Source organism: Amycolatopsis sp. NPDC104863 (genome assembly GCF_055582965.1).
In genome coordinates this window covers 439,897-462,924 of the sequence record NZ_JBVJOW010000005.1, presented here as the reverse complement: position 1 = coordinate 462,924, position 23,028 = coordinate 439,897, and the positions used below count along the sequence as shown (strand labels likewise).

General features: G+C 71.1%; 22 protein-coding genes. 9 read left to right on the top strand and 13 right to left on the bottom strand.

Annotation, left to right across the window (positions count from 1 at the left end; translation table 11 throughout):
* Positions 1-118: 118 nt before the first annotated feature.
* From ACZ63J_RS29040 to ACZ63J_RS29015, 6 genes are read right to left on the bottom strand one after another with little or no spacing between them, the layout of a single operon-like run.
* Positions 119-2,074 (bottom strand): RICIN domain-containing protein, encoded by a 1,956-nt coding sequence (locus ACZ63J_RS29040; RefSeq protein ID WP_465401031.1) that lies wholly within the window; start codon positions 2,072-2,074, stop codon positions 119-121.
* A gap of 34 nt (positions 2,075-2,108) precedes the next feature.
* On the bottom strand, positions 2,109-3,851 hold the full coding sequence (locus ACZ63J_RS29035; protein WP_465401030.1) for a glycoside hydrolase family 35 protein: 1,743 nt from the start codon (positions 3,849-3,851) through the stop codon (positions 2,109-2,111).
* Complete coding sequence (locus ACZ63J_RS29030) at positions 3,844-5,301, bottom strand: alpha-N-arabinofuranosidase (protein ID WP_465401029.1); 1,458 nt, start codon at positions 5,299-5,301, stop codon at positions 3,844-3,846. The genes ACZ63J_RS29035 and ACZ63J_RS29030 overlap by 8 nt, the downstream gene beginning before the upstream one ends.
* Positions 5,298-6,635 (bottom strand): ABC transporter substrate-binding protein, encoded by a 1,338-nt coding sequence (locus ACZ63J_RS29025; RefSeq protein ID WP_465401028.1) that lies wholly within the window; start codon positions 6,633-6,635, stop codon positions 5,298-5,300. Before ACZ63J_RS29025 ends, ACZ63J_RS29030 begins: the two co-directional genes overlap by 4 nt.
* Before the next feature lie 28 nt (positions 6,636-6,663).
* Entirely contained in the window at positions 6,664-7,527 is an 864-nt protein-coding gene (locus ACZ63J_RS29020; RefSeq protein WP_465401027.1) for a carbohydrate ABC transporter permease, read from the bottom strand.
* 1 nt (position 7,528) lies between these two features.
* Positions 7,529-8,455 (bottom strand): carbohydrate ABC transporter permease, encoded by a 927-nt coding sequence (locus ACZ63J_RS29015; RefSeq protein ID WP_465401026.1) that lies wholly within the window; start codon positions 8,453-8,455, stop codon positions 7,529-7,531.
* A 130-nt stretch (positions 8,456-8,585) separates the two neighbouring features.
* Between ACZ63J_RS29015 and ACZ63J_RS29010 the strand changes: the two genes are divergently transcribed.
* Positions 8,586-9,584: a LacI family DNA-binding transcriptional regulator gene (locus ACZ63J_RS29010; protein ID WP_465401299.1), complete on the top strand. Its 999-nt coding sequence runs from the start codon at positions 8,586-8,588 to the stop codon at positions 9,582-9,584.
* A 108-nt stretch (positions 9,585-9,692) separates the two neighbouring features.
* Positions 9,693-9,878 carry a hypothetical protein gene (locus tag ACZ63J_RS29005; protein ID WP_360683721.1) on the top strand — a complete coding sequence of 62 codons (186 nt, stop codon included), beginning with the start codon at positions 9,693-9,695 and terminating at the stop codon, positions 9,876-9,878.
* A gap of 3 nt (positions 9,879-9,881) precedes the next feature.
* Here the strand turns inward: ACZ63J_RS29005 and ACZ63J_RS29000 are convergent, their stop codons facing one another.
* A complete protein-coding gene (locus ACZ63J_RS29000; protein WP_465401025.1) occupies positions 9,882-10,517 on the bottom strand; it encodes a DsbA family oxidoreductase in 636 nt (211 codons plus the stop codon).
* Positions 10,518-10,582: 65 nt separating this feature from the next.
* On the opposite strand from ACZ63J_RS29000, the gene ACZ63J_RS28995 reads away from it, so the two are divergent.
* Both ACZ63J_RS28995 and bdeA read left to right on the top strand, forming a co-directional pair.
* Complete coding sequence (locus ACZ63J_RS28995) at positions 10,583-11,182, top strand: QsdR family transcriptional regulator (protein WP_465401024.1); 600 nt, start codon at positions 10,583-10,585, stop codon at positions 11,180-11,182.
* 196 nt (positions 11,183-11,378) lie between these two features.
* Positions 11,379-12,308 carry a bis(hydroxyethyl) terephthalate hydrolase gene (gene bdeA / locus ACZ63J_RS28990; RefSeq protein ID WP_465401023.1) on the top strand — a complete coding sequence of 310 codons (930 nt, stop codon included), beginning with the start codon at positions 11,379-11,381 and terminating at the stop codon, positions 12,306-12,308.
* 36 nt (positions 12,309-12,344) lie between these two features.
* Here the strand turns inward: bdeA and ACZ63J_RS28985 are convergent, their stop codons facing one another.
* Positions 12,345-13,301: an NAD(P)-dependent alcohol dehydrogenase gene (locus ACZ63J_RS28985; RefSeq protein ID WP_465401022.1), complete on the bottom strand. Its 957-nt coding sequence runs from the start codon at positions 13,299-13,301 to the stop codon at positions 12,345-12,347.
* Between the two features lie 96 nt (positions 13,302-13,397).
* Here ACZ63J_RS28985 and ACZ63J_RS28980 point away from each other — a divergent pair, with 96 nt between their 5' ends.
* Both ACZ63J_RS28980 and ACZ63J_RS28975 read left to right on the top strand, forming a co-directional pair.
* Positions 13,398-14,060 carry a TetR/AcrR family transcriptional regulator gene (locus tag ACZ63J_RS28980; protein WP_465401021.1) on the top strand — a complete coding sequence of 221 codons (663 nt, stop codon included), beginning with the start codon at positions 13,398-13,400 and terminating at the stop codon, positions 14,058-14,060.
* 204 nt (positions 14,061-14,264) lie between these two features.
* Positions 14,265-15,272: an LLM class flavin-dependent oxidoreductase gene (locus ACZ63J_RS28975; RefSeq protein WP_465401020.1), complete on the top strand. Its 1,008-nt coding sequence runs from the start codon at positions 14,265-14,267 to the stop codon at positions 15,270-15,272.
* Between the two features lies 1 nt (position 15,273).
* Here ACZ63J_RS28975 and ACZ63J_RS28970 read toward each other — a convergent pair whose 3' ends face one another.
* The 3 genes from ACZ63J_RS28970 to sigK all read right to left on the bottom strand — a co-directional run bounded on the left by ACZ63J_RS28970 (position 15,274) and on the right by sigK (position 17,392).
* Positions 15,274-15,945: a fasciclin domain-containing protein gene (locus ACZ63J_RS28970; protein ID WP_465401019.1), complete on the bottom strand. Its 672-nt coding sequence runs from the start codon at positions 15,943-15,945 to the stop codon at positions 15,274-15,276.
* 146 nt (positions 15,946-16,091) lie between these two features.
* On the bottom strand, positions 16,092-16,799 hold the full coding sequence (locus tag ACZ63J_RS28965; RefSeq protein ID WP_465401018.1) for an anti-sigma factor: 708 nt from the start codon (positions 16,797-16,799) through the stop codon (positions 16,092-16,094).
* Positions 16,796-17,392, bottom strand: coding sequence for an ECF RNA polymerase sigma factor SigK (gene sigK / locus ACZ63J_RS28960; RefSeq protein WP_465401017.1), 597 nt, complete (start codon positions 17,390-17,392; stop codon positions 16,796-16,798). Before sigK ends, ACZ63J_RS28965 begins: the two co-directional genes overlap by 4 nt.
* Before the next feature lie 365 nt (positions 17,393-17,757).
* On the opposite strand from sigK, the gene ACZ63J_RS28955 reads away from it, so the two are divergent.
* A complete protein-coding gene (locus ACZ63J_RS28955) occupies positions 17,758-18,171 on the top strand; it encodes an SsgA family sporulation/cell division regulator (protein ID WP_465336659.1) in 414 nt (137 codons plus the stop codon).
* A 14-nt stretch (positions 18,172-18,185) separates the two neighbouring features.
* A complete protein-coding gene (locus ACZ63J_RS28950; RefSeq protein ID WP_465401016.1) occupies positions 18,186-19,559 on the top strand; it encodes a class I adenylate-forming enzyme family protein in 1,374 nt (457 codons plus the stop codon).
* Here ACZ63J_RS28950 and ilvD read toward each other — a convergent pair.
* Positions 19,538-21,229: a dihydroxy-acid dehydratase gene (gene ilvD / locus ACZ63J_RS28945; RefSeq protein WP_465401015.1), complete on the bottom strand. Its 1,692-nt coding sequence runs from the start codon at positions 21,227-21,229 to the stop codon at positions 19,538-19,540. The two genes, ACZ63J_RS28950 and ilvD, sit on opposite strands and share 22 nt — an antisense overlap.
* Before the next feature lie 116 nt (positions 21,230-21,345).
* Between ilvD and ACZ63J_RS28940 the strand changes: the two genes are divergently transcribed.
* Complete coding sequence (locus ACZ63J_RS28940) at positions 21,346-22,422, top strand: NAD(P)H-dependent amine dehydrogenase family protein (RefSeq protein WP_465401014.1); 1,077 nt, start codon at positions 21,346-21,348, stop codon at positions 22,420-22,422.
* 97 nt (positions 22,423-22,519) lie between these two features.
* On the opposite strand, the gene ACZ63J_RS28935 is transcribed toward ACZ63J_RS28940, so the two are convergent.
* A complete protein-coding gene (locus ACZ63J_RS28935; protein WP_465439676.1) occupies positions 22,520-22,675 on the bottom strand; it encodes a hypothetical protein in 156 nt (51 codons plus the stop codon).
* Positions 22,676-23,028: the final 353 nt, after the last annotated feature.

Below are 23,028 nucleotides of genomic sequence, written 5' to 3'. Positions count from 1 at the left end.
CTGCCGGTCACGGAGTCGTGGGCTTGGTGGATAAAGGCCCAACCCTTGGCCCCCTCCCCCACCACCGTCTGGTTCCTGGCCGGGGTGGCCTCCCTGCTGCCCCCCCCCCCCGCCCGGGTCAGCGAGCCACGGCCTGCCAGCGCTGGTTCGGCCCGTTCGTCGGCCGGTACAGCCCCACCCGCGCCCCGTCCTCCCGTGCCTCACCGGTGACGTCGAGCAGCTGACCGTCCGCCGCGTTGACGAACGTCCAGGTGCCGTCACCGGTCGTCGACAGCGTCCACAGAGCTCCGGTCGTGCCCGGCGGCGCCAGCGTCACCGCCCCGCCGGCCGCGGCGAGCACCTGGCCCGTCGCCGTCGACGTGATCGTGAACCGGTCGCGGTTGCCGTAGCGGCCCGTGCGGTCGGTGAGCGTCCAGCGCTGCGCGGCCGCCGAAGCGTCCGTCGTGCGCTGGACCAGCACCCCGTTCTCCGCCGACAGCGACTTGCCGCTCTGGACGCCGGTGAAGCTGAACGGCTTGCCCGAGCCGAGGCCCGTCCCCACGGCCGCCGAGGAGACACCGTCGACGACCAACGTCGTCACCGACCGCGCCGGCACCCGCAGCGTGGCACGACCCGACGTCACCCGCACCGGCTTGCCCCGCTTGAGCGCACCGGTGACGTCGGTGACGACCGGCGTCACCGAAGCGCCGGGCCGGATCGCGCCGAAGCCGGACACGTCCAGCGTGACGTCCTGCTCGGTCGTCCCGGAGTTCGTGTGGACAACCGTCGCCAGGTTCTCGCCGCGCATCGCGGCCGCCGACGCGGGGTCGTTCACCGCCACCAGCCGGTCGCCCGGCCGGATGTAGTGGGTGAAGTTCCGCATGGTGTCGAACTTCGTGTTCGTCCTGATCGGACAGTCCACTGACGAGCAGCCGAACGACACCTGGATCTCACCCCAGTTCATCCCGGCTGCGGTCTCCCCGCCGGGCTTCATGTTGTCGTAGTCCTCGATCGGCTGCCAGCCCACCCACGCGCCGGGCTCGAGCAGCCGGAGGTCATCGGTGATCTGCGCAGCCATCCCGAGTCCCGGGTCCATGCTGGTGAAGTCCTGCCGGTCCAGCCAGCTCCCGCCGACCTCGCTCATCCACAGCGGCTTGCCCGCGCCCTTGGCGATGTCCCGTGGGACCGGCCGGTTGCCGGTGCCGTAGGTGTGCACGTTGAGCCGTCCGGCCGCCGCGCGCGCTGCGGCGGACCAGCCGGCCCAGTCGGCGGCGAAGAGGTCCGGGTTGGTTTCGTCGGGCGCGGAGACCGTGGTCCCGGGCAGCGCCGCGGCCATCGCCGGGATCAGCTGCGCCTGGACCGACGGCCCGGCGTGCGCGCCTTCCTGCCGCCCGCCGGTCGGGTTGCCGTCGGCGCCCAGCGTGGTCTTCCAGTAGTTCGTGTTGGGTTCGTTCAGCGGGTCGACCGACGAGAACCTGATGCCGTGCGCGCGTTCGAGCGTCCGCACCACCTGCGCCAGGTACGCGGTGAAGTCGCCGATCCGGTCGGTGCGCAGCTGCTCGGCGGTCGCGGTGAAACCGCCCGAGACGTAGCCCGAGACCGTCTGGAATAGCGGCGGCGAGTTGCTGAACGCCTCCCACTTCGTGACGCGGTCCTTGATGCGGTCGACCCACCAGCGCTGGTTCGGGTCGGCGGCGGTGGTGAACTCGGCGGGGTCGCCGGGAGTCCACCAGTCCTGGTCGACTCGGGTGGTGCCGGCCGGCGCCCGCCACCAGCCCGGGACGGCGCCGCCCGGACGCAGGTACGGCGGGACGTCGGGCGCGTTGCCCCCGCCGATGTTGAAGCGCGCGATGTTCAGGTTCAGCCCGTCGGCGCCGAAGACGAGGTCGGCCAGCTTGGTCCGGACCGCGTCCGGGTACCCGCCGGTCGCCTCGGCCATCCACGCCAGGCTGGCGCCCCAGCCTTCGAACGGCTGCTGCCGGTACATCGGGTCGGGTTTCACGGTCACGGCGGTGGCCGCGGACGCCGGCGCCGCGATGGCTCCCGCCGCGGCCAGTGGTACACAAAGGACGGTCAGGAAACGCCGCAGGTTCATCGTCGAACTGCCTTTCGTTCCGGTGGAGCGACTTTCAGGCCTCCGTGTGCCCCAGCAGCGGCCGCGGGACGAACCGGGCCGCCGGGTCGAGCATCGTGTCCAGTTCGAGCACCACGAGCCGGTTGGCGCCCGCCCGGACGACCGGGCGCGGCACGTACAGCGTCCGCTGCGGCCCGCGTCGCCAGTACCGGCCGAGCGGGAAACCGTTGAACCACACCATTCCCTTGCCCCACTCCCCGGTGTCGAGGAACAGGTCGGCCGGCGCCTCGACGTCCACCGAAGCACGCAGCAGCACCGGCCCGGCCACCGGTCCCTCCACAGTGGACCGGGCGACCGGCTCGGGCAGCGCCGCCAGGTCGAGCGGGAGCACGTCCCAGCCGGTCAGGGGTTCACCGTGCAGGACGGCGCCGCCGATGACACCCTTCGGCTCGCCGATGCGCCGGCCGTAGTCGACCCGGCCCTGGTCCTCGACCAGCACAAGCAGCTCGCCGTTCGCCCGGGGCAGGGCGACCGCGCGGTCGTGGTGCTCCCGCAGCAGCGTGCCCACAGGCTGACCGTCGAAGAACACCGTCGCGCGGTCGCGGACCTCGCCGAAGGTCAGCACGCCGGGCAGGTCCCCCGTCACGGACGTGCGCAGCAACGCCAGTCGCGGTGTCGGTGTCAGGTCGTCGAACGCGGGAATCTCTTCGTGGAACTCCCAGGTGCCCCAACGATCGGGGGCGTCGAGCAGCCGGACGGGGTCGCCCAACGCGGCACGGAGAGCCGGCGCGGGCCGCGCCGGGGGCGGCACGGAATCCGGAACCTTGTGGTAGCGGGCGATGACGTCGCGGAAGGCGTGATACTTCGGGGTCGGATCCCCGGCTTCGTCGAGCGGCGCGTCGTAGTCGTAGGAGGTCACCAAGGGCTGGTAGACACCCTTGTCGTTGGCGCCGCTGGTGAGCCCGAAGTTGGTGCCGCCGTGGAACATGTACAGGTTGACCGACGCGCCCGCGGCGAGCAGCGTGTCGAGCTCGGCCGCCGCGGCCGCGGCGGGGGTGGTGTGGTGGTGGGCGCCCCAGTGGTCGAACCAGCCGTTCCAGAACTCGCTGCACATCAGCGGCCCGGTCGGCTGGTGGGCGCGCAGGGTCGCGAGCCGCGCCTCGGCGTTCGACCCGAAGGACGCGGTGCGGTGCAGGCCGTCCAGGCTGCCGGCTTCGAGCATGTCCGGCTGGTCCACAGTGGTCAGTGGCACGGTGATCCCGCGGGACCGCGTGTGCTCGGCCAGCGCGCGCAGGTACCGCTTGTCGTCGCCGAACGCGCCGTACTCGTTCTCGATCTGCACGAGCAGCACGGGCCCGCCGCGGTCGATCTGCTGGGGTGCGACGACTTCGTAGACGTGGCTCAGGTACTCGCGCACGGCGGCCAGGTACCGCGGCTCGAACCGCCGCACCCCGACGGCAGGGTCGCGGAACAGCCATGCCGGCAGGCCGCCGTTGTCCCACTCCGCGCAGATGTACGGCCCGGGCCGGACGATCGCGTACATCCCGGCGTCGGCGACGAGCCGCAGGAACCGCCCGAGGTCGAGGCCGTCGGAAAGGTCGAACACGTCCGGCGACGGCGCGTGCGCGTTCCACGGCACGTACGTCTCGATGGTGTTCAGCCCCATCCGCCGGGCCTTGTCGATCCGGTCGGCCCACAGGTCCGGGTGCACCCGGAAGTAGTGCAGGGCGCCGGAAAGGATCCGGAACGGGCGGCCGTCGAGCAGGAAGTCGTTCTCCCCCAGCACGAACTCAGGCATGCGGACCCGCCAACCGGAGCGCGGTCCAGGACGCGGGCGGCAGTGTCACGGTGATCGTGGTCCCTCCGGGATCGGAAGTGGCGGTGGCCGAAAGTGGCGCCGGCTGCGCGTCGGTGAGGGTTTCGGCGGTGACGGCGTCGAAGTGCGCACCGCGCAGCCGGATCTCGACGCCGGTGCTCGCCGCCGTCGCGCGGTTGGTCAGGAACACCGCGCCGTGCCCGTCGCCGAGCGTCGCGGCGGCGTCGACGCGGTCGACTTCCCCATGCCGAGCGGTATGCAGGCGGTCGCCGGTCGCCGACAGCCGCAGGCTCGACCCCCGGGCCAGCTCCGCGACGAGCTTGAACGGGTGGAACGTGGTCTGCCGCCAGGCCGGCCCGCCGGGTTCGGTGCGGATCGGCGCGATGACGTTCACCAGCTGCGCCTGGTTCGCCATCGTGACGCGGTCGACGTTGCGCACCAGCGAGCTCAGCAGCGAGCCGACGACCACCGCGTCGGTCACCGTGTAGTCGTCTTCGATGATCCGCGGGTGCTCCCGCCAGCCGCCCGCGGCGAGCCGGGCCTGGTCGGTCTCGTTCCAGCGGCGCAGGTCCCAGACGTTCCACTCGTCGACGCTGATCCCGACGTCGAGCCCCAGCTCGTCGATGATCCCCGCCACCGTGCGGATGTACCGGTCCAGCGCGGCCCCGCTGGCCAGGTAGCTCGCGGTGTCGCCGTCCAGCTCCTGGTAGTAGGCGTGCAGCGAGATGTGGTCGACCAGGCCCGCGGTGTGGCGCAGCACCGTGCGCTCCCACTCGCCGAACGTCGGCATGTCGGCGTGCGAGCTGCCCGCGACGACCAGCTCGACGTCGGGGTCGATCATCCGCATGAGCCGTGCGGTCTCGGCGGCCAGGCGGCCGTACTCACCGGCCGTCTTGTGGCCGATCTGCCACGGGCCGTCCATCTCGTTGCCGAGGCACCACAGCTTGAAGCCGAACGGCTCGTCGGCGCCGTTCGCGCGCCGCCGTTCGCTCAGCTCGGTGCCGCCCGGATGGTTGCAGTACTCGAGGACGTCGGCGGCCTCCTGGAGGCCACGGGTGCCGAGGTTGACCGCGTACATCACCTCGGCTCCCGCGGCTTCGGCCCACGCGGCGAACTCGTGCAGGCCGAAGCGGTTGGACTCGACGCTGTGCCAGGCCGGGTCGAGCCGGGCCGGGCGGTCCGGGCCCACGCCGTCCTCCCAGCGGTACGCGGAGACGAAGTTGCCGCCGGGGTACCGCAGGACGGTCGGCCCGAGCTCCCGGACCAGCGCCAGGACGTCGCCGCGGAAGCCGCGATCGTCCGAAGTGGAGTGACCGGGCTCGAACAGTCCCGTGTAGACACTCCGGCCCAGGTGCTCGACGAAGGAGCCGAACAGGCGGCGCGGGACGGGGCCGGCGACCTCGCCCGCGTCGCCTTCGATCACGACGCTCATCCGGCGCTGACCGTGAAGCCCTGCTGGTTGCCGTAGTCGACGAGCGCCTTCTGCCACTCGGCGAGCCCGGCGTCGAGCCCGGTGCCGTTCAGGTAGGCCTTGCCGACGGTGTCGCTGAAGACGCTGTTGGCGTAGGTCTGGTACGGCAGGTACGTCCAGCCCTTCGCGACGTCCTTCGACGCCTGCGTCAGCACCTGGTTGATCTTCTGGCCGCCGAAGTACGGCACGGCCTCGTCGACGAACGCCGGCGACGTCAGGTCCGCCGTGGTGGCCGGGAACCCGCCGCTGGCGATGAACGGCTTGACGCCGTTGCCGTGGTTGAGCCAGCGCACGAACGCCGCCGCCAGCGCCGGGTTGGCGCTCTGCTTGAGCACGGACTGGGTGCTGCCGCCGTTCTCCGCCGTCACCGGCTGCCCGTCGTAGGTCGGCATCGGCGCGACCGCCCACTTCCCGGTGCCGCCGGGGACCGAGGACTTGAAGTTGCCGGGCATCCAGGCGCCGGTGACCAGGGAGGCGATGGTGCCGTCACCGAGCGCGCGGAACCAGTCGTCGGACCACTCCTTGACCGGGGCGAGCAGCTTGCCCTGGATCAGCTGGTCCCACAGCGCGGTCCACTTCTTCGCGCCCGCGTCGGCCAGGTTGATCTTGACGTTGCGGCCGTCGGCGCTGAACGGGCGCCCGCCCGCCTGCCAGATCATGCTGAGCGCGAACCCGGGGTCACCGGTGTCGGAGGTGATGTACTTCGCCGGGTCTGCCGCGTGCAGCTTCTTGGCCGCGGCGACGTACTCGTCCCACGTCTTCGGCACCGTGATGCCGCTGGAGTCGAAGACTTCCTTGTTGTAGAACAACGCCATGGGCCCGGAGTCCTGCGGCAGGCCGAACGTGCCGTTGTTCACGCGAACACTCGACCACGTCGAAGCGCTGTAGTCCTTTTCGAACGCGCCGAAGCCGAACTGGTCGAGGTTGGCCAGCGAGTCGGTCAGCGCGAACTGCGGGAGCGCGTAGTACTCGATCTGCGCGACGTCCGGGCCGCCGGTGCCGGCCTTGATCGCGTTCTGCAGCTTGGTGTACTCCTCCTTGTTCGTCCCCGCGTTCACGTAGTTGACCTTGACGTTCGGATATTCCTTCTCGAACGCGGCGACCTGGTCCTTCGCCGACGGTGTCCAGCTCCAGTACGTGATCGTCCCGCCCGCCTTCAGCGCGGCGTCGACGGAGTCCTGGGTGCCGGTCGCGGCGGCGGGCCCGGACGAGCTCCCGGAAGAGCAGCCGGCGGCCAGTGCGGCGGCGAGCGCCACGGCGAGGACCGCCTTGGCGCGACTGCGGATGCGTGACATCGAGTGTCCCTTCACGACGGTGTGACGGCTATTGCTTGACGCTGCCCGCACTCAGCCCCGATTGCCAGAACCGTTGCATGAGCAGGAAAGCGAGGACGAGGGGAACGATCGTGAGCAGCGATCCGGTGAGCACCAGGTGGAAGATCGGCTGCGCGCCGGCGCCGTTCGCCTGCGCGCTCCACTGGTTGAGCCCGACGGTCAGCGGGTACCACTTGGGCTCGCTGAGCATGATCAGCGGCAGGAAGTAGTTGTTCCAGGTCTGCACCATCGTGAACAGCGCGACCGTCACGATCCCGGGGACCAGCTGCCGCAGCGTCACGGTGAGGAAGATCCGCAGCTCGCCCGCGCCGTCGATCCGCGCCGCCTCCAGCAGCTCGTCCGGGATGGCGTCGGCGGCGTAGACCCAGATCAGGTAGAGCCCGAACGGGCTGATCAGCGACGGGATGATGACGGCGAGCGGGGTGTTCGTCAGGCCGAGCTTGCTGAACATCAGGAACGTCGGCACGGCGAGCGCGGTGCCGGGCACGGCCACGGCGCCGAGCACCACGGCGAAGACACCCCGGCGGCCGGGGAAGCGGTACTTGGCCAGGCCGTAACCCGCCGCGGTGGCCAGGATCGTCGCGCCGCCGGCGCCGGCCACGACGTAGAGCAGCGTGTTGCCCAGCCAGCGGAAGAAGATGCCGTCGTTGTAGGTGAACGTCTGGGCGATGTTGTCGAACAGGGCGAACGGGCCGCCGAAGGACAGGCCGGACGTCGAGAACAGCGCCGTCTGCGTCTTCGACGCGTTGATCAGCAGCCACACCAGCGGCACCAGCGTGTAGAGCAGGTACAACGCCATGACGGTGGTGAGGACGCGCGAGCGGCGGGGCCGCGTCACCGAGAACGCGGCCACGTCACATCCCCTTCCGGGTGCCGCGCAGCTGCACGACGTAGGCGATGACCGCGGTGATCACGCCCATCACGATCGCGACCGTGGCGGAGTAGTTGTACTGCTGCCCGCCGAAGGAAAGGTTGTAGGCGTACATGTTCGGCGTGTAGAAGGTGCCGATCACGTTCGGCGCCAGCGTCCGCATGATGTTGGGCTCGTTGAACAGCTGGAAGCTGCCGATGATCGAGAAGATCGTGGCGATCACGATCGCGCCCCGGATCGCCGGGAGCTTGACATGGAAGATGGTGCGGAACGCGCCGGCGCCGTCGATCGCGGCGGCCTCGAACAGCTCCCTCGGGATCACCTTCAGCGCCGAGTAGAAGATCAGCATGTTGTACCCGGCGAACTCCCACGTGACGACGTTGCCGATGGACGCGAGCATCCAGTTCTCCGACAGCGGTTTCACGACGTCCCGGCCGAGCAGGTGGTTGAGGTCCGCCGCGAGCCCGAAGTGGTCGCCGTACAGGAAGCCCCACATCAGGGCCGCGACGACGGCGGGCACCGCGTACGGCAGGAAGATCACGATCCGGAAGAACCCGGCGGCGTGCAGCCGCGCGCTGTCGATCGCCAGCGCCGCGACCAGCGCGAGCAGCAGCATGACCGGCACCTGCACGGCGAGGAACACCAGCACCCGCCGGAAGGACTCCCAGAACTTCGGGTCGCCGAGCACCTGCACGTAGTTGTCCGCGCCGACGAATACCGTGCCGCCGAAGAAGGCCTGGTCGCGGAAGAGGCTGAGCACGAACGCGTACCCGACGGGTGCGAGGAACGTCAGCAGGAACACCAGCATGAACGGGGCGACGAAGAGCCAGCCGCGCCACTGCCGCTTCGGGCGCCGGGCGGCTTTCGCGCGGGGCGGCGCCGGGATCGGCGGAGCCGCTGTGGACGTCATCGTCCCTCCGGTGGTTCGCGCGGATGTTTACGTCAACATGAACGACCGGAGGGTAACGTGTTGACGTAAACATGTCCAGGACACCCGAGGAGTACCCGTGCCGGCTGCAGCCCCGCGTCGTGGACCGTCGATGGCGGACGTGGCCCGCGAGGCCGGCGTGTCGGGCCAGACGGTGTCCCGCGTCGCGAACGGGAAGACGAACGTCGACGACGCCACCCGCGAGCGGGTCCTCGCGGCGATGCGCCGGGTCGGCTACCGGCCGAACAGCGCGGCGCGGGCGTTGCGCAACGGCAAGTTCCGCAGCATCGGCGTGATCATCTCGGCGCTGCCGACCTTCGGCAACAGCCGCACGCTCGACGCCATCGCGGCGGCCGTCGTCCCGGAGGGGTTCTCGATCATCCTGATGCCGGTGACCCGCCCGACGCAGGGTGAGGTCACCGGCGCGTTCAGCACGTTGAACGAGCAGGCCGTCGACGGCGTGATCATCCTGATCGAGCAGCACCAGCTCGACCGGAGCGAAATCGAGCTGCCGCACGGTCTTCCGGTGGTCGTCATCGACTCCAGCGCGCGCTACGACTACCCCGTCGTCGACACCGACCAGGCCGACGGCGCCGCCACGGCGACCCGGCATCTGCTCGACCTCGGCCACCGGACGGTCTGGCACATCGCGGGCCCGCCGCAGTCCTACTCCGCCGAGCGGCGCCGGAAGTCGTGGCAGACCACTTTGGAGCGTGCGGGCCGCGTGGTGCCGGACGTGCTGACCGGCGACTGGTCCCCGTCATCGGGATACCAGGCGGGGTTGAGCCTGGCGGCCGACCCGGCGGTGACGGCGGTGTTCGTCGCGAACGACCAGATGGCACTGGGTTTGTTGCGCGCGTTGCACGAGGCGGGCCGGTCGGTGCCGGGCGAGGTGAGCGTCGTCGGGTTCGACGACATGGAGGAGTCGGCGCACTTCTGGCCGCCGCTCACGACGATCCGCCAGTCGTTCGAGGCGGTGGGCCGGCACGCGGTTTCGGCGCTGCTGGCCGAGATCGAGACGGGCGCGGAGGCCGGTGAGCCGGTGAGCGTCCCGACCGAGCTGGTGGTCCGCTCCAGCACGGCGCCGCCCCCGGCCGAGAACCTCGTTTGACCGCGCGGGACCGGGGGAATTACTGGCCACCGAGCCGGATCCCCCGGTATCGCGAATGTCGCAGTGGTGTGGACCATTCGGCCCTACCGCAGCAGAAACGAGGCCATCGTGCTCGCCATCCTCGCCGCCGTGCTCTTCGGACTGGCCCTGATCATGGAGCTCGCCGGGTTCGGGCTCGGCCCGGTCATCACCACCGGGACGCTGACCACCGCCGGCCTGCTGTGCGTCGCCCTGCACCTGGCCGGGGTGGCCACCGACCGCTCTCGGTTCTCGCGCAGCCGCCGCCGTCGCTGACGCTCAGCCCGCCGCGGGCTCCAGCGCGCGCCGCAGCACCTGGGTGAACACCTCGGGCGACTGGGCGCCGGCGACACCGAACCGGCTGTCGAACACGAAGAACGGCACCCCGGTGGCGCCGAGCGCCCGCGCCTGCTCACCATCCGCCGTCACCTCGGCTTCGTAGGTGTCCGACTCGAGCACCGCACGCGCTTCCGCGGCGTCGAGGCCCGCTTCGGCCGCCAGCTCGACGAGCGAGTCGCGGTCGAACAGCGAGCGCCGCTCGGTGAAGTGCGCGCGGTAGAACCGGTCGACGACGGCGTCGGCGAGCCCGCGGTCGGCGGCCAGGTGCACCAGCCGGTGGCCGTCGACGGTGTTGCCCATGTGGACACCGTCGAGGTGGTACTCGAGGCCGTCGGCGGCGGCGCGCTGTTCCATCTGCGCCTCCATCTCGTCGGCTTCTTCGAGCGTCCGCCCGTACTTCTCGGAAAGGATCTCCCGCGTCGGCCGGGACTCCCCGCGCGGGAACGACGGGTCGAGCTGGAACGAGTGGTGCACCACCTCGACGTCGACACCGAGCTCGGCCACCGCCCGCTCGAAGCGGCGTTTGCCGAGATAGCACCAGGGACAGACGAGATCGGACCAGATGTCTACGCGCACCCCACCACGGTAACCCCGGTGGTGGCACGCACTTCAAGGTAACCGGCCCGGACTAGGGTGGGCCGGTGACCGTCTCGACCGACGACATCGTCCGGCACGCGGCGCGGCTGCTGTTCGCCGGGACCCGCCTCGACCTCGGCCGGATGGCCGCCGACCTGGGGATCTCGCGCACGACGTTCTTCCGCCGGGTCGGCAACCGCGACGACCTGATGGGCGCCGGGCTGCGGCTGCTGTCCGACCGGACCTGGCAGCGCGCGCTCGGCCACTGGCGGGCCGAACACGGCGACGCGGCGCGGACCCCCGAAGGCCGGCTGCGGTCCCTGTGGGTCATGGAGGAGTACCGCCGCGAAGTCGCCGGCAACGAAGGCATGCGGAAGCTGATCGAGGCGGAGTCGACGGTCGCGCTGCGCGTGCTCACCGACCCGCGCGGCGCGGTCCAGCCGGCCCTGGTCGACGCGCACGTCGACCTCTTCCGCGCCGACGCCGAGGCGGCCGGGCTGACCCCGCTGGTCGGCCTGCCGGACCTGGCGTTCGCCGTCGTCCGGCTCGGCGAGTCGTTCCTGTACTCCGACGTCCTGGCCGCGCGGACCGTCGACCTCGCCGTCGCGACCACCCTGCTCGACACGCTGGTCCAGGGCGCCCTGGAACCCGCCGTAGTTCACTGAGCAAGCGCCCAGTCGGCCAACTCCTCACCCGTTCGGCCGTTGTGGAACATTTCGCCTAAGTGTTTCATAGGGCGACGGGAAAGCGGTTGCCCCGCATCCCGCTTGCGGCACGCTCTTCGTTGCCGCGCAACGGTTCCATCGGTCTGCCCGTCCTGTCCGGGCGCGCTTTCGCCTGCCCGGGGAAAGAGAGCGAACCATGTCCGTACTCACCAGCCCGCCGACGCCGTCTGGCCTGGGTGAGAGCGTTTCCCGCCGCCGGGGGTGGCGCGCCAAGGCCGCCGGCGTGGTCTTGACCGCCCTCGCGCTGACGACCGGGGTCGCTTCACCGGCCCCGGCCGCGGCCAACCCCTACGAACGGGGCCCGGCCCCGACCACCTCCAGCATCGAAGCCAGCCGGGGCTCCTTCGCGACCAGCACCACCACCGTGTCGCGCCTGGCCGTCTCCGGCTTCGGCGGCGGCACGATCTACTACCCGACCTCGACCACCGCCGGCACGTTCGGCGCCCTCTCCATCGCCCCCGGCTTCACGGCCACGCAGTCCAGCATCTCCTGGCTGGGCCCGCGGCTGGCGTCGCAGGGCTTCGTGGTGTTCACCATCGACACGCTGACCACCAGCGACCAGCCCGACAGCCGGGGCCGGCAGCTGCTGGCCTCGCTCGACTACCTGACGCAGCAGAGCTCGGTGCGGTCGCGGATCGACAGCAGCCGGCTCGGCGTCGTCGGGCACTCGATGGGCGGCGGCGGCACGCTGGAGGCGGCGCGCTCACGGCCGTCCCTGCAGGCCGCGATCCCGCTGACCGGCTGGAACCTGACGAAGAACTGGTCTTCGCTGCGCGTGCCGACGCTCGTCGTGGGCGCGCAGTCCGACACCGTGGCGCCGGTGGCGTCGCACTCGATCCCGTTCTACACGAGCCTGCCGTCCTCTTTGGACCGGGCATACCTGGAACTGCGCGGCGCCAGCCACTTCGCGCCGAACTCGGCGAACACGACGATCGCCAAGTACACGCTGTCGTGGCTCAAGCGCTTCATCGACGACGACACGCGGTACGAACAGTTCCTGTGCCCGATCCCGAGCACGAGTCTGTCCATTTCGGACTACCGGGGCAACTGCCCGCACAACGGCTGAGCCCGCCCCGGGAGGCGCCCCGCGCGCCTCCCGGGGTCACAGCGTGACGGCCACTTTTCCCTTGGCGTGCCCGGCTTCCTGGTACGCGAACGCCGCGAGGAGGTCGTCGAACGGATAACTCCGGTCGACGACCGGCGTGACCGCGCCGCGTTCCGCCAGCGCGGTGAGCTCGGCCAGGATCGCCTTCTTGTCCCGGCAGGCCACCACGTCCGCCAGCACGGCCTTCCGCCGGACGAAAGGAGCGGCGGCCAGCGCCGCGAACGTGTGCCCGGCCGGCTCCAGCCACCGGCCGGCCGGGCCGCCGACGGCGACGAACACCCCGTCGCGCGCCAGGATCCGCCGGCACGCCGCGAGCGAGTGGCCACCCGCGATGTCCAGCACGACGTCGTAGCACCGCCCGCTGCGCGTGAAGTCCGCTTCGCGGTAGTCGACGACGTGGTCGGCGCCGAGCGAGCGGACGAGGTCGCCGGCCGCGCCGCACACGGCGTCGACCTGCGCCCCGAGCGCCTTGGCCAGCTGGACGGCGAAGGTGCCGACCCCGCCGGAAGCACCGTTGACCAGCACCCGCTGCCCCGCTTCGACCCCGCGCAGCGCGAGCATCGCGGTGACGGCGGCCGCCGGCATGACCCCGGCCTGCTCGTGGGTGAGGTTCGCCGGCATCGGCGCCAGCAGGTCCTCGCGCACGCAGACGTACTCGGCGTGCCCGCCGCCGGGGAGCAGTGCGTAGACGTCGTCGCCGGGGCGGAAGATCTTGCCCGCCGTCTCGACCCGCCCGGCCAGGTCGCAGCCGAGGATGCCGAGCTTCGGCCGGCGCAGGCCGAACCCGCGGGGCATCACCCGCGCGATGTACGGCTCGCCTCTCAGGTGGTGCCAGTCGTACGGGTTGACGGAGGTGGCGCGCACCCGGACGAGCACCTCCCCCTCGGCGGGCACCGGATCGGGGACGTCTTCGAAGGTCAGGGTGCCGTACGCGCGCAGGACCAGGGCTTTCATGTCGCCTCCAGCGTTCTTACGATGTAAGTCTTACGCCGTAAGGTACGTCGTACACCGTAAGGCGGTCAAGGGGCCTTACCTTGTACGATCTTGGGCGTGAGCACCGAAGCCCGGATCCCGCTGAGCCGTGACCGCGTCCTGCGCGCGGCGGTCGCGCTCGCCGACGAGCACGGACTGCGGGCGCTGACGATGCGCCGCCTCGCCGAGGAGCTCGGCGCCGAGGCGATGTCGCTCTACTACCACGTGGCGAAGAAGGAGGACGTGCTCGACGGGATCGTCGAGGTCGTCGCGCGGGAGATCAACGAGAGCGTCGGGAGGCTCGAGCCTGCGGCTGACTGGAAGCAGGCGGTGCGACGCCGGATCCTCACGGCGCGCGAGGTGTTCCTCCGCCACCGCTGGGCGCCGGAGCTGTTCGAAACGCGGTCGTCGACGAGCCTGGCGGTGCTGAGGTATTACGACGCGCTGGTCGGCCTGATGCGCGAGGGCGGGTTCTCCCACGACCTGGTCCACCACGCCCTGCACGCACTCGGCAGCCGGGCGCTGGGGTTCAGCCAGGAGCTGTTCGATCCGGCGGCGGGAGAGTCGACGGATGTGCCGGCGGAGATGGCGGCCCAGCTGCCGAACCTGGTGGGCATGTTGACGGAGATAGCCCACGACGACCCGGACTCGACGCTGGGCTGGTGCGACGACCAGACGGAGTTCGAGTTCGGCTTGGACATCATCCTCGACGGCCTGGACCGCCTGCGAGACCCGGCTTAGTTTTGGTGATCGTCCCGCTGGACGCGGCGGAGGTGAGCACGCGCCGCCGCGAAGGCATGGCCGCCTTCGCCGATTCGAGGTAAACATCCGTCCCGGGCGAAACCCACGCTCGGCTCGAGGCGCGCAGCCCCAGCCCGAACCCGTTCGTGTTCACCTGGTGGAACACCCGAGGCCACCCCAGCCACCGCAGGCAGAATCGAGACCGTGTCCCGACCTCTGCGGAAGCTCGGCTTCCTGACCATCGGCCTCTTCGACGCGGCCGACCCGCGGCGGGGGCACGAGTCGACCCTGGAGATCATCGAGCTCGGGGAACGGCTCGGGTTCGACAGCGCCTGGGTGCGGCACCGGCACCTGCAGTACGGCATCTCGTCGCCCGTTGCCGTGCTCGCGGCCGCGTCGCAGCGGACCAGCAAGATCGACCTGGGGACCGCCGTCATCCCGCTCGGCTGGGAAAACCCGCTGCGGCTCGCCGAGGACCTCGCGACCGTCGACCTGCTCTCCGGCGGGCGGCTCAACCCGGGGATCAGCGTCGGCCCGCCGATGCGCTACGACGAGGTCAAACGCGCGCTCTACCCGGACACCGCCGATGCCGAGGACTTCGGCTACGACCGCGTCCGGCGGCTGCTGGACTTCGTGCGCGGTGAGCCGGCGACCGGCTTCAGCGGCACCCAGGGCTTCGAAGTCTTCTCCGACCGGGTGCAGCCGCAGTCGCCCGGCCTCGGGCGGCGCCTCTGGTACGGCGGGGCGAGCCTGCGCTCGGCCGAGTGGGCCGGCAAGCACAGCATGAACTTCCTGACCAGCAGCGTGGTCAAGGCCGAAGGCGAGAGCACGGACTTCGCCGAGATCCAGCTCTCGCACATCCAGGCGTTCCGCGCCGCCCACCCGGACGGTGAGGCGGCGCGGGTCTCCCAGGGCCTGGTCGTCGTGCCGACCGACAGCGCGACCCCGGAGCAGCGCGCGAAATACCGGGCTTATGCGGAGAAACGGCTCCCGCGGACAAAAGAACCGCAGGGCCCGGCGCGGATGCTGTTCTCCCCCGACTTCGTCGGGACGTCGGCGGAAATCGCCGAACGACTGCAGGAACACGCCGGATTCCGCGAAGTCGATGAGGTGGCTTTCGCCCTGCCGTTCACCTTCGACCACGAAGATTACGTGCAGATCCTCACCGACATCGCGGAACGGCTCGGCCCCGAACTGGGCCGCAATTCCTGACTTACTTGTTGGTGCCCGGGGTCAGCACCTTGTCGATCACGAAGACCGTGGCGTTCTTGGTGGGGATGTTGCCGCACAGGATCTTCGCGCCGTTGACGGTCATGTTCTCACCCGAGCCCTCGATCTTCAGCGGCCCACCGGCGGTGTTGAGCGACTCCAGCGTGCCGGCACCCTCGAGACCCTTGGCGTCGTAACGCTTGCCGACGACGTGGTACTGCAGGATCGGCGACAGCTCGGCCGGCTTGCCCGCCAGCTCGGCGAACTTCGCGTCACCCAGCGCGGCGAACGCCGGGTCGGCCGGCGCGAACACGGTGATCGACGGCGCGCTGTTGAGCGTGTCGACCAGGTTGGTGGCCTTCACCGCGGCGACCAGCTTGGTCAGCAGCGGGTTGGTCGACGCGGCCGACGCGACCGGCTGCGGGCCCATCGAGTCCAGCGAACCCGGAGCGGAACCCTGCGGCAGCTGGCCGCACGCGGGGCCGAAGACGTCGGCGTTGGTGGTCATGCCGTTCGACGCGCCCGAGTCGGCGCTGGACGACGGGGCGGCCATCGAAGACGACGGCGCGGGGGCGCTGGAGCTGCCCGAGGAAGCGGTGTCGCTGCCGCTGCACGCGGTCAGCGAAAGCGCGGCGACAGCGGCAAGGCCGATTCCTGCGACACGAAGCTTGGTCACGAAAATCACTCCAATAAGCGGATTTGACAGTTCACCGAACTGTTTCTTGTCAGGCATTCGACACTGCGGGGAAAACGGATTGGCACCCGATCGGGTGATACGGGTCACCCGCGCCGGGAAAGCGCTTGCGGCGCTTTCCCGGCGCGTCAGGCGAGCGAAATCGTGCTGACCAGCGGCGTGGTCGGGCCGCCGGAACCACCCGCGGGCTCGACCGTGAGGCCGATCCGGTCGACCCCCGCCGGCAGCTCGGCCAGCATCGGCCGCATCCGGTCCGGGGTCTCCGGCTGCATCAGCCCGGCCGACCGCGCGCCGTCCTTGCCGAGGAACCACACCTGGTAGGCGTGGCCCGCGTCGAGGACCGGCAGACCGGACGCGAGCAGCACGGCCTGGTTGCGGCTGCGCGAAACGACCAGCGTCGTGGAACCCTTGCCGACGCCCTGGATCGCCGAAGCGTCCGAGGCGGCCAGCACCGAGTCGACCGGCTGCGGCGGGGCGGTGGCCACACTGGTGACCCCGACCGCGACCGCCACGACGGCCGCCGCGGCGGCGCCGACGAGCGCGATCCGCAGCTGCCATGTCTTGGCGCGGCTGAGTTTCCGCGCCACCGGCAGCTTCGACACCTGGGGTGGCAGCTGGCGGGTGGCCGCCACCTCGGCGAGCACCGCCGCCCGCAGCGACGGCGGCGGGTCCACCGCCGCGGCCGCGCCCAGCCGGGCTCCGGTCGCCCGCAGCTCGGCCACCTCCTGCCGGCACGCGGCGCACTCCCCGAGGTGCCGTTCGAACCCGGCACGCTCCACATCGGACACGGCGTCCAGCGCGTAGGCGCCGGTCAGCGTGTGCAGCTCGGCGGTCATCGATCCACCCCCAAGCAGTCGCGCAGCCGGATCAGGCCGTCTCGGATCCTCGTCTTCACGGTGCCGGGCGCCACTTTCAGCACCTCGGCGACCTCCGGGTAGGTGTAGCCGTTGTAGTAGGCGAGCACGATCGACTCGCGCTGCAGCTCGGTCAGCTGGGACAGGCACTGGCGCACCCGCTCTTGGTCGAGTGTGGCCAGGGTGGACTCGGTGACCTCGTCGAACGGCCGCTGCACGTCCATCCGGCCGGCCCGCTCCTCGCGGTCGAGCCCGGCCTGGTGCGAGCGCACGCGGTCGACGGCCCGGCGGTGCGCGATCGTCAGCACCCACGACAGCGCGCTGCCGCGTTCCGGGACGTACCTCGTGGCCTTGCGCCACACCTCCACCAGAACCTCCTGAGCCACTTCCTCGGCCTGGGCGTGGTTGCGCAGCACGCGCGTCACCAGCCCCAGCACCGGACCGGCGATGAGGTCGTACAGCGACGCGAACGCCGGTTCGTCCCCGGCCGCCACGCGCCGTAACAGCTCTTCGGCGGTCGGGACGGACGACGGGCTGTCGTCCGTCTGCAGCCGTAGCCGCCCTCGCTCACCCATGCCCGGCAACCTCCACCTCACCCACCGGCCCTCCGGCCGGTACGAGGGGTTCGCGGCCGGTCGGCGGCGCGGACTGGTCCGGGAGCCCACGAGGAGGCGTGTCCCACTCGGACGGGGCAACTCCGGCGCCCGGACCTGTCCGCCGGGCTCGCAGCTCCGAACGTCTGGCTCGGCACCCACCCGCCGTGACCGAAGGCGGTCACCGTGTGTGACCCGGTTGCCCTTTTTTCCCAGCGCCGGTGACTTCCGACACTTCTTGATCACTCTGAAGCGTGAAAGTTTTTCGGAACGCTGGGCGTTGAACTCACCATGGGTTATCTCTGGAACCCGACGAAGTTAACCGACGAGTAGCAAAGGTTGTCCCCATGGCCGACCCGCACAGCGTGACCAGCGCCAGCATCGACTTCGCCCTGCGGACCTTCGGGGCGGCGCCGCGGCCGGTGCCGGCGGAGCTGGAGTACGACACCCGTGACCCGTACGCGGTCGCCGTCGTGCTGCACGCCGGCCCGAGTGCCGTCCGGTGGCTGTTCGGCCGCGACCTGCTCGCCGACGGCCTGCTCGCCCGCTGCGGCGACGGTGACGTCCGCGTCGGCCCGGGCGGCGACCCCGCGCTGGTCGTGGTGGAGCTGAACTCGCCCGACGGCGCCGCGGTGCTCGAAGCGCCGGCGAAGGAGATCGCGGCCTTCCTCGACCGCACCTACGAGAGCATCCCGGGCGGGAGCGAGAGCGACTGGTTCGACTTCGACGAGGAACTCGCGAAGCTCTCCTACCAGGACTGAGTACCGTCCGGCGGGTGAGCTTCTTCCTGACGGCCGCCCTCGCCGCGCTCGACGACGGTGGTGACCGCGTCCTGTTCCACCACGACGGCGTCACGACCTACCACCAGGCGCGCGAGCGCCTGCGCCGGCTGCACGCGGGCCTGGGCGCGACCGAAGTCGTCGCGGTCGACCTGCCCAACCGCCCCGAGACCCTCCTCGTCCAGCTCGCCGCCCTCCTGCGCGGCGCGACCGTGCTGCTGGTCGCGACCTCGGCGCCGGACCCCGACCGCCGGGCCGCGGCCACCGCGGCCGGGGTCACCACGGTGGTCACCGACCGCCCGCACGCCTGGCCTGCCGGCGACGTCCGCACGCTCGACGACCTCGACGCCGAGCCGCACGAGCTGGACATTCCCGACGCCGTCCGTCTCCTCTTCCCCACCGGCGGCACCACCGGCACGCCGAAGCTCATCCGCCACAGCGGCATCTACGACGGCATGGCGTACATCTTCACGCCGAACCCGGACGGCCCCGGCCGCACGCTGCTCGTCGCGCCGATGACGCACATGACCGGCAACGCCACCGTGCTCGGCGCCCTCCTGCGCCGCGACACCGTCGTGCTCCAGGACGGCTTCGACGCGGGCGCGGTCCTCACCGCCATCCAGGACCACCGGATCGACACGCTGTCCCTCACGCCGCCGCGCCTCGCCGCGGTGCTCGACCACCCGGCTTTGGAGAGCACCGACGTAAGCAGCGTCCGGTCCCTTTCGCTCGGCGCCGCGCCGCTGCCGCCGCACCGGCTCGCGCAGGCCCTCGACGTCTTCGGCCCGGTGGTCGGCCAGGGGTACGGCCTGACCGAGGCCCCGATGATCGCGAGCATCTCCGCCGCCGAGCTGGTCGGCCACCCCGAGCGGCTCGGCTCGGTCGGCCGGATCGTGCCCGGCATGGAGGCCCGGCTCACCGACGGCGAGGTCGAGGTGCGCGGACTGTCCATGATGGACGGTTACCTCGGCGGCCCCGAGATCGGCGCCGGCTGGCTGCGGACCGGCGACCTCGGCCGTTTCGACGACGAGGGGTACCTCTACCTGCTCGACCGCGTCGACGACGTCGTCGTGGTCGGCGAGCACGGCACGAAGGTGCCCTCGACCGTCGTCGAACACGCTCTCGCGACGCACCCGGCGGTCCGCGCGGCGGCCGTCTTCGGGCGGCACACCGTGGACGGCCAGGTGCTGCACGCCGTGGTCGTCGCGTCCGGCGAGGTGACCGCGGACGAACTGAAAGACCACGCGAGGAGCGCGTTCGGCCGGGACCACTACGTCCCGGCGAGCGTCTCCTTCGCCGACGCGCTGCCGCTCACCGAGGTCGGCAAGGTCGACAAGCGCGCCCTCGCTCAGCTCGTGACGGCGCCGTAGGACGACGACCGGACCAGCTTGGCGTACTTGCCCAGCACTCCTTCCGGGAACTTGTTCGGCAGCGGCTCCCAGCCCTCCCGGCGCCGCGCCAGCTCGGCCGCGTCGACCAGCAGGTCGATGCTGCGGCCCTTGATGTCGACGGCGATCCGGTCGCCGGTGCGGACGAACGCGATCGGCCCGGCGTCGACGGCTTCGGGCGCGACGTGGCCGATGCACAGGCCGGTGGTGCCGCCGGAGAACCGGCCGTCGGTCAGCAGGAGGACGTCCTTCCCGAGCCCGGCGCCCTTGATCGCCGCGGTGATCGCGAGCATCTCGCGCATGCCTGGTCCGCCCTTGGGGCCTTCGTAGCGGATGACCACGACGTCACCCGCCTCGATCCGGCCTTCGGTCAGCGCGGCCATCGCCTCCTGCTCGCGTTCGAACACGCGAGCCGGGCCTTCGAAGTTGGACGTGTCGAAGCCCGCGGACTTCACGACGGCGCCTTCGGGCGCGAGCGAGCCGCGCAGGATGGTGATCCCGCCGGTCGGGTGGAGCGGGTTGTCCAGCTTGCGCAGGACCTCACCGTCGATCGGGTCCGGGTCCAGCTCGGCGAGGTTCTCGGCCACGGTCCGGCCGGTGACGGTGAGCGCGTCGCCGTGGATCAGGCCTTCGTCGAGCAGCGCCTTCATCAGCACCGGGATGCCGCCGTGGCGGTCGATGTCGTTCATGACGTACTTGCCGAACGGCTTCAAATCGCCCAGGTGCGGCACGCGGTCGCCGACGCGGTTGAAGTCGTCCAGCGTCAGCTCGACCTTCGCCTCGTGCGCGATGGCCAGCAGGTGCAGCACGGCGTTCGTCGAGCCGCCGAGGGCCATCACGACGGTGATCGCGTTCTCGAACGCTTCGCGCGTCAGGATGTCGCGCGCGGTGATGCCCTTTTCGAGCAGCCCGACCACGGCCTCACCGGAGAGGTGCGCGTAGTGGTCGCGGCGGCGGTCCGCGGACGGCGGCGCGGCCGACCCCGGCATGCTCATCCCCATCGCCTCGGCCGCCGAGGCCATCGTGTTCGCCGTGTACATCCCGCCGCAGGCGCCCTCACCAGGGCAGATGGCCCGTTCGATGCGGTCGAGGTCGGCGGTCCCGAGCCGCCCCGCCCGGCACGCGCCGACCGCCTCGAAGGCGTCGATCAGCGTGACGTCCTTCTCGGTGCCGTCGGTGAGCTTCACCCAGCCGGGGGCGATCGTGCCCGCGTAGAGGAACACCGACGCCAGGTCGAGGCGCGCGGCGGCCATCAGCATCCCCGGCAGGGACTTGTCGCAACCGGCCAGCAGGATCGAGCCGTCGAGCCGCTCGGCCTGCATGACCGTCTCGACGGAGTCGGCGATGACCTCGCGCGAAACCAGCGAGAAGTGCATGCCGTCGTGGCCCATGGAGATGCCGTCGGACACCGAGATCGTGCCGAACTGCAGCGGGTAGCCGCCGGCCGCGTGCACGCCCTCCTTGGACGCCTGGGCCAGCCGGTCCAGCGACAGGTTGCACGGCGTGATCTCGTTCCACGAGCTGGCGACGCCGATGATCGGCTTGCGCCAGTCGCCGTCCCCCATCCCGACGGCGCGGAGCATGCCGCGGGCGGGCGCGGCCTCGATCCCGTCGGTCACCGTGCGGCTGCGGGGTTTCGGATCGATCGTCATCACGAGGCCTTCCGATACGACGTTCGGACGCACTGCATGCTACCCGCGTCCGCGCGGTCCGCTGGCCGGAACGATTCGCTTCCCGGACTCCGGCGAACCGGCGAAAACTCGGGCAGATGATCGCCACAGTGGTGTGGGGCACGGGCAACGTCGGCCGTGCCGCAATCCGGGCCGTCGAGGCCCATCCCGCGCTGAAGCTGACCGCGGTGCTCGTGCACAACCCCGACAAGGTCGGCAAGGACGCGGGTGAGCTCGCCGGCGTCGGCTCGCTCGGGGTCACCGCCACCGACGACGTCGAATCCGTGCTCGCGGCGAGCCCCGGCGCGATCGTGTACGCCGCTTCTGGCGACGTCCGGTTCGACGACGCGCTCGCCGACATCGTGCGCGCGGTCCGGGCGGGCGCGGTGGTCGTCACGCCGGCGCTCTACCCGCTCTACGATCAGCGCAACGCGCCGCCGGAGCTGCGGGACCCGGTGCTGGCCGCGATCAAGGACGGCGGCGGCTCGCTGTTCGTCTCCGGCGTCGACCCCGGCTGGGGCAACGACGTGCTGCCGCTGCTGATCAGCGGCCTGGGCACCGACGTCGACGTCATCCGCTGCCAGGAGATCTTCGACTACTCGACCTACGAGCAGCCCGACTCCGTCCGGTACCTGGTCGGCATGGGCCAGCCGATGGACTACGACCCGCCGATGCTGATGACCGGCGTGCCGTCGATGGTCTGGGGCGGGCAGGTCCGGCTGATCGCGCGCGGCCTCGGCGTCGAGGTGGCCGAGCTGCGCGAGACGCTGCAACGGCGTCCGCTCGAGGAAACCGTCTCCACGCGGACCATGGGCGAGTTCGAGAAGGGCACGCAGGGCGCGGTGCGGTTCGAGGTCCAGGGCATCGTCGACGGCGAGCCGCGGATCGTCATCGAGCACGTCACGCGCATCCACCCGTCGTGCGCGCCGGACTGGCCGAACCCGCCCAGCGGCGACGGCGCCCACCGCGTGATCATCGAAGGCCGGCCCCGCATCGAGGTCAGCATCGAAGCTTCCGACGAAGGCGAAAACCGGTCCGCGGGCGGCAACGCCACCGCGGTCGGACGGCTCGTCGGCGCGATCGACTGGCTCACCGCCGCGGAACCCGGTCTCTACGACGCACTCGACGTCCCGCTGCGCCCGGCAGCCGGCAAGCTCGGAAGGAGGCGCTCGTGAACATCGACATCCCCGAGGGCAAGGACCCGATCGGCTACGTGTGGGGCGAGATGGTGCCCGGCATCGGGATCGCCGCCGCGCAGTTCTCCCTCGCGGTCTACGAGCACACCACGTTGGGGCTGCGGGAGTTCGAGGCCGCGCGGCTGCGGATCGCGCAGATCAACGGCTGCGTCTTCTGCCTCGACTGGCGCACCGAACGCGACGGCGTCAAGGTCGAAGAGGAGTTCGCCGACGCCGTTTCCGACTGGCGCACGACCGAGCTCTTCGACGAGCGCACGCGCCTGGCGGCCGAGTACGCCGAGCGGTACGCGACCGACCACCACAACCTGGACGACGAGTTCTGGAAGCGGATGTCGTCGGCCTACAGCCAGCAGCAGGTCGTGGAGCTGAGCATGTGCCTCGGCTCGTGGCTCGCGTTCGGACGGCTGAACCACGTCCTCGGCCTCGACGTCGTCTGCGTGCTGCCGTCCCACCGGTCGTGGGGGGGGGGGGGGGGGGGGGGGGGGGGGGGGAAAACCCGAGCCCCCACCCCCACCCCCCCCGGCCGTGTCTCCTTCCTCTTCCCCTTTTTCCCCTGCCTCCCTCGTGGTCCACGGCCCCGCCTCT